Source organism: Actinoplanes sp. ATCC 53533 (genome assembly GCF_003947245.1).
Map to the genome: position 1 here is coordinate 1 of NZ_QHHV01000187.1, position 4,591 is coordinate 4,591.

Consider the following 4,591-nt stretch of genomic DNA (forward strand, 5'->3'; position numbering starts at 1 on the left):
TCGGCGATTTTGAAGGGTCGCCAGGTGCCGACAAGCTGACGGCCGCCGACCAGCGACGCCACGCGGGCGATGTTGCTGCGTTCATCGCCGGTCAAGCCCGCGACGTCGGGAATCACCACGGGTACAGCCGTGACCGTCTGGATCACTGCCAGGCTCCGAACGAAGCGCACCATCGCGCCCGGCACCAACGGCTCGCTCATCGTCAGAGCCGCAAGATCGATGAAGGGCCCGTACGCGCCAGCGAACTGAAGCCGGTTCGGAGCGGCCAGACACCCGGCGAACTGGACGGCGTCGTGCACCGCGCTCGCCTCCCGCCCGGCGAGCCCTTCGATCCGGAAGTCCGCGTTGGTCGCACCGGTAGTGGTGTCGACGAGGAACTCTGCGGTCAAGGTCCCGGTGACGTCGGTGCCGCGAGACCACATCCCACCGGCCCTGTTCGCCGTCTCCATGTTGAACAGGCACTCCGCCACTGGGCCCCCGGCCGGGTCCACGATGCGCAACCGGACTCGGGCTTGATTCATCTCTCCGGCCGCCGGAGCAATCTGCACCGTGCCAGCTTTGCCTCCACGACTAAGACCGCCGGGCATGTCGGCATCAATCGATGCCGCTATTCGCGCCGGCTTTCCGTACTTCTGCCAGATCTCGATCGCTTGCTGGTCTTCCGGGGACGGCTCGAAGTCGAAAGTCAGGGTCACTGGGATCGGGCGTTCGAGGAGCGACTGTGCCGACCGTGCGTAGAGCTTGAACGTCAGCCACCGCCCACCCGCGATCCTCTGCTGGGTGGCCGCTACCAGGCCGGGCTCCGGTAGCAGGTCAGGCTGGTTGATGTCCAAGCTGTGCCCGTAGCGGAAGTGCGGATCGGTGTCCAGGGCCCGGTCGAGTCGCTGCAGGTGCCCCTGGATCTCGCCGGGCGTGAGCAGAGCGGCTGTCGGCTGCTCGCCGTTGGCCGGGACGGTTCCCTCGTTTGATCGCAGCGGAATGTCCACCTGCAACAGCTTGCCCAGCTCGGCCACAGCGTCGCGGATGCGCTGCTGGCCGCCGTGCAGGTAGTAGTCCACGACATACGGATAGTCGGCGACGAGACTCTCGCAGGCGTTGAGGCCTTTCCAGCCGATGGTCCGTCCCGGCGTGTCGAGCCAGTCTCGGATATGCCGCAACTCGTCGGCGGTGAGCGCGAGGTCCGTGTCGTTGGCCAACGACGTGTACGCGCTCTCCGGCATCGCGGTGAACCACTCGACATTCTGTGGAGTGGGGTCAAGCGGCATGACGACGTACCAGTCGTTGAGTGGCAGCCCATGGCGTATCAACGCGACGAGGACCCGCTTGAACGAGGCCTCGATCTGGCCCTTTTGACCCGTGGTGAGGTTAAGTGCGAACTTCTTGACCTGGTAGACGTCCCACAGCTGCGGGTCGGCCACTGTTGGAAGGATGAGATCGACGCCGAAATCGCCCTGCGCAGGACGAATGCGCAAGAACCGTCCGTCACGGTTGTAATACAAGTTGGCCAGCAGTGTCTCGACCTCTTCACCGCTGAGGGCTGACCACTCCACTCGTGCCATTGCGATCACCTACCTGCTGGCGGTGTGCCACCGGGGACGGTGACAGGAACGGGCGAGCGCCGCTGCCGCCAGGAGCGGATGCATCCGTATCTGTGTCGGCAGACTCGTCACCGTCGTCATCTAGGACACCCCCACTTCCGCATCCTGCACCGAGACGAAGAACTCGCGATCAAGCCTCGCCGCGACCCCCCACCCATCATCCGGCTCCACGTCCGCGGCGGATGGAAGAAGAACTCTACGTCAAGGAGGTCCTGATGGCAGACCGTCGAGCATGTCCTGCCCTCGCATTGACAAGGACCGCTAGCGGGCTCATCGACGGGGCACGGACCGATGACCGCAGCGGCATGGGTGCCCCTGCCCGTGAGCGGCACATCGGTCCACAAGATCCACTGCACGCCCATGGGCGCCCGCGATCGTCGGCTACAGGCTTTCGGAGGTGTCCCGGACGACGCCCGCCACAAGCGCGATCAGGGTGCTTGCCTGGGTTCGTGTGTACCGGAAGGACTTGGTGAGCTCGTCGTCGTGCATGGCGCCGCACAGCTGCGAGTAGGCGGCCTCGACCAGGACCGCGTTGCGCTCGGCCTGGGTACGCTCCCGGGCCTTGACCGGGGCACCGGCCACGACCTTGATCGTGTCCAGCTCGTCGCGTACTGCCTCCAGCGCCAGCCGCGCCGCGCCCATCGCCGCATCAACGTCGTTGCCGCGCAGAAGGCCGCGGGCCTCACGGATCCGCCGGGTCGCGGTCGCGAACGCCGCGGCGGTCGGCATCGGGACCAGCACTTCGACGAACGCGGCCGTGTCGACGCGGGCCAGTTCCGTGCCCCATTCGCCGGCGCTGACATCGACGTGTTCGTCGCCGCGGTACCGTTGTGGGAGGCCGTCGACCGTGGTGGAGGCCGCGAGGACCAGGTGCAGCCGCAGGTGCTCGCCGGCGCGCATGTTCTCGAGTACCGCGAGTTGCTCGGTGGAGATGAACCCGCTGAGGGTGAGCTGGGCGCCGTTGGGGGTCGGGGTGACCAGGTACTCGGCGGTCAGGCGGCACACCATCCGCTCACCTTGATTCATGTCCCGCGAGGCGTACAGGTCCGCGGTGAAGGAGAACGGAGAAGCGCTTACGGTGGGCGCGGGCACCACCGTGGCCACCGAGTAGTGCAGCTCGATCCGTACGCCTGCGGCGGCCGGCTGCAGGTGTAGCAGGTTCCGTCGCGGCTCGACGTTGAGCCGTTCGTTGTTCCCGAGTTCCACGGTGGTCATCGCTGTTGTCCGGTCCTTCCGCTGATTACGCCGATGCGACCATCATTGTCTGCACTGGCGGACCGGCCGTCATCAGGGTTTGCGTCGATGACCGCATAGGGGTGGGCAGAACCTTTCGCCGCCCAGTCTCTTGTGGCGTGGCGGGTGTTCCGGTGCGCAGGTACAGGTTTGATCTAGAGGCCGGGGATCACCCCGTGGGTGCCCGGCCTCTAGGCGTTACTCACGCGCCTGTAGTTCGTGTGACTCCCTCAGTAAGGTCAGCAGGAGATTGCGGAGTGCCTCCCGGTCGAACCTTCCCTTTGTCCGATAGTTGAAGGCCGCCCACTGCCGTTCCGTAGCGGAATCGAACCTCACCCGGTCCGACCCGCTGACGAGGAACAAGACGGCCCAGTGACGGGGCATGTCCGCGACGGGTTCAGCAGTCAGCGCCTCCTGGTCGGGCGCCAGGGCATCAACGAGCACGCGACCGCCGTCGGTGGCTTCGAGAAGGAACATCATCTCGTTGGCCGTGGTTGCAGGCAGCTCTTGTAGTTGAACGTCGGGTATGTCGTGCGCGACCTCTCGGAAGAGTGTCAGTGCAGCGTCTCGGAGCGCAGCCTTGCCGATCCCTCGCGCTACGGCATGAGGAGCAACGCCGGCGAGTTGCAAGGCACGCGCGATCTCCGCAGGTTTGTAGTCCGGTGCAGCATTGGCGATCGTGTCGGCCACGTAGTCCTCGACTTGGTCCCATTCCGCTCCGCTCTCGCCGAGCGTGAAGCGGTTCGGGAGCTGTCCCCTCATCGCATAAACATGAAGATCAAGCCGATGACCAGCATGGTCACCGGGCCGCCTTCGACGTCGGTGGTGAAGGTGGCGACGCCTCCGGCTCCGAGGCCAAGCACACCGAGCACGGTCGCTACCCCGCGCCAGTTCGGATCGATGAGGAACGCTGGCCGGGGCTTGACGGGCGCGCGGGTCTCTTCCTCAGGCATGGATCGAGCGTAGGGAGTAGCCGCCGCTGGGTCGACCAACGTGCCCCTGAGAGCTTTGTCGTGGCACGTTCCTGCGGCTTACCGTGACGCCGGCGCGCGGTGATCGGGTCCAACTCGTCCACCAGAGCTGGCGCGGCGGGACTCGCCGCGCCAGCTCTGGACGCACTTTGCGACACCGTGGCTACCTGCGTCGGTGTTCCGGGCGGTCGGGAAAGCCCGCTCCCGACGTCTTCCTGCTAGCCGCCCAACGTCTGCGGGCCGAGCCGCAACAGCGCCTTGTGTATGAGGATGCCGAATCCGGTGTCGTCGCTGCGTTGGAAGCGGGGACGACCGCATGCAACGTACGGACAGGACACCTGCAGCACTCGAAGGCCTCGCCACCGATCACATCGGCGAGTACGACGACCGCGGTAAGTAGATCGTGGAGCAGGTGACCTGGGTCCGTCGAGGAAGAACTGGCCCACGTGCTCGGCGCCTAGCAGGCGAGTCGTTGGTCGTCTTGCGGAGAGTCGCCGTTCAGGGCCCGGTTCCCTGCCGACTCTTTAGGGCCGGGCGGAACGCCTCGCCCATCCGGGCCTGTATCGCGGCGCGCTGTCACCCTGTCAGTCGATGGTGGGTTCTGTGACCTCGTCGTGCAGGGGTACTGGGTCGGCCGGATCGAGCGCTGGCGTGATGCTGGTGTGCCCGGTCGAGACTGCGGGCTGGCCGACCTCTGTCGATGAATGGATGGCTGCGGTTAGCTCGGCAACTCCACGGTTCAGCTCGACGACCTGGCGCAGTACGTGCTGTTGGAGATCACGGCTGTGG

At 66.0% G+C, this 4,591-nt stretch carries 6 protein-coding genes; 1 reads left to right on the plus strand and 5 read right to left on the minus strand.

Translation table 11 applies throughout. The features are described 5' to 3' along the window. From DMB66_RS45150 to DMB66_RS45165, 4 genes are all read right to left on the minus strand, one after another. A partial coding sequence (locus tag DMB66_RS45150; RefSeq protein WP_125810279.1) for a hypothetical protein occupies nt 1-1,559 on the minus strand: 1,559 nt, incomplete at its 3' end. Between the two features lie 420 nt (nt 1,560-1,979). Continuing rightward, nucleotides 1,980-2,813, minus strand: a complete 834-nt coding sequence (locus DMB66_RS45155; protein ID WP_125810280.1) for a hypothetical protein — start codon at nt 2,811-2,813, stop codon at nt 1,980-1,982. A gap of 216 nt (nt 2,814-3,029) precedes the next feature. Next, complete coding sequence (locus tag DMB66_RS45160) at nt 3,030-3,593, minus strand: hypothetical protein (protein WP_125810281.1); 564 nt, start codon at nt 3,591-3,593, stop codon at nt 3,030-3,032. Next, nucleotides 3,590-3,784, minus strand: a complete 195-nt coding sequence (locus tag DMB66_RS45165) for a hypothetical protein (RefSeq protein WP_125810282.1) — start codon at nt 3,782-3,784, stop codon at nt 3,590-3,592. The genes DMB66_RS45160 and DMB66_RS45165 overlap by 4 nt, the downstream gene beginning before the upstream one ends. Nucleotides 3,785-3,867: 83 nt before the next feature. Here DMB66_RS45165 and DMB66_RS45170 point away from each other — a divergent pair, with 83 nt between their 5' ends. Beyond that, nucleotides 3,868-4,218, plus strand: coding sequence for an HAD-IA family hydrolase (locus DMB66_RS45170; protein WP_233625298.1), 351 nt, complete (start codon nt 3,868-3,870; stop codon nt 4,216-4,218). Nucleotides 4,219-4,386: 168 nt separating this feature from the next. Here the strand turns inward: DMB66_RS45170 and DMB66_RS64610 are convergent. Further along, on the minus strand, nt 4,387-4,591 hold a 205-nt coding region (locus tag DMB66_RS64610), incomplete at its 5' end, for a hypothetical protein (RefSeq protein WP_233625299.1).

Coding starts and splice junctions, on each gene's coding strand:
- DMB66_RS45155 (WP_125810280.1), bottom strand. CDS start 2,813: ATGACCACCGTGGAACTCGGGAACAACGAACGGCTCAACGTCGAGCCG.
- DMB66_RS45160 (WP_125810281.1), bottom strand. CDS start 3,593: ATGAGGGGACAGCTCCCGAACCGCTTCACGCTCGGCGAGAGCGGAGCG.
- DMB66_RS45165 (WP_125810282.1), bottom strand. CDS start 3,784: ATGCCTGAGGAAGAGACCCGCGCGCCCGTCAAGCCCCGGCCAGCGTTC.